Here is a 1,356-nt window from a genome sequence, read left to right on the forward strand (position 1 = left end):
GGATTGGCCCCCTCAAAGTGGACTCTAAATGCTAATTACTAGCTTATTCTTAAAATTACTATTTGTTAAATTATAAAACTCATTTGGAGTCCTATAATCAATTGAAGAATGTATTCTTTTAAAGTTATAGTTACTTACATACTTTTCGATAGTATTAGTTGCTTCTTCTAAATCTTTAAACAGCCTACCGGCAAAGCATTCTTCTTGTAAGTATCTATGATATGACTCTATATGAGCATTATAATTAGGGCTATGCACAGGTATCCTTTCATGTGTAACCTTCTCTTTAATACACAACTTCTCAAACTTACTAGCTATAAATTGTGATCCATTGTCTGTTCTAATTATTAATTCAGATGTTTTACCCTTAATTTCTCTATTATAAAGTGCCTTTATTACTACAATTTTAGCTTGCTCCGCATTTGGAGAAAGTGACAAATCATATGCTAATATGCTTCTATCAAACACATCTATAATAGATGTTAAATAAGCTATCTCCCTTGTTCCTGCTATATAAACATATTTCATATCCATTTCCCAAAGTTGATTTGAATCTGTAATTACATGATTCTTACATACTTTAGAATATCTCTTAATACCCTTTCTTTTAACTTCTAATAGGTTCATCCTCTTCATCAATCTATAAACTTTTTTCTTATTAATTTTTAGTTTATATTTATTTTTCAAAACTGCCCTAACCTTTTTATAACCATAAAACTGTCCTACTTCATCTTTTTTTATTTTCATTATATATTTTTGAATTTCTAAATCAAAAATTTTTTCACCACATACATTTAGACTATATCCTGGAATGTTTCCTTCGGATTGATTTAAAGGTCTATTTCCACTTTTAATTAATAACTGTTGTCTATAATAAGTAGATTTTTTCAAACCTAATATCCTTAATACAGATTTAATAGGTGCACCTATAGAAATCCATTCGGATGCATAAGAATACAAATCATGTTCTTCATTTACTTCTTTTTTTTTAATAAATCGTGAAGAATGGCAACTTCTAATTCAAGATCTTTGCATTTTTCTTTTGTTTTCTTATACTCTTTTTTATAATCTACAATTATTTCTTCATCTTTAGGTTGAGTAGCATTCTTAGGTTTCAAAGTTTGCTTATATCTTCTATAATTACATTTCCAATTAGATACCAATCCACTGTGTATATTATACTTCGCTGCTACTAAAGAATTGCTTCCACATGCTAAAGCCTCTTCTACAATTTTCACTCTTTCTTCTTCAGTATATTTTCTAATAAAATTCCCACTCATAATGCACCCCTCCATTCATTAATCCTAGTATAGTTCCATTCGAATTATAAGTCTACTTTTCCACGGGGGCCTATGA

2 protein-coding genes are annotated in these 1,356 nt (G+C 28.8%); both read right to left on the reverse strand.

What is annotated here, in order from left to right; all coding sequences use genetic code 11:
• Nucleotides 1-24: 24 nt before the first annotated feature.
• A complete protein-coding gene (locus CSGHG_RS21540; RefSeq protein WP_010291421.1) occupies nt 25-960 on the reverse strand; it encodes an IS3 family transposase in 936 nt (311 codons plus the stop codon).
• A gap of 14 nt (nt 961-974) precedes the next feature.
• Nucleotides 975-1,280 (reverse strand): helix-turn-helix domain-containing protein, encoded by a 306-nt coding sequence (locus CSGHG_RS19150; protein WP_010291423.1) that lies wholly within the window; start codon nt 1,278-1,280, stop codon nt 975-977.
• Nucleotides 1,281-1,356: the final 76 nt, after the last annotated feature.

The sequence above is a fragment of the Clostridium senegalense JC122 genome (genome assembly GCF_000285575.1).
GTDB classification, from domain to species: Bacteria; Bacillota; Clostridia; order Clostridiales; family Clostridiaceae; genus Clostridium_J; species Clostridium_J senegalense.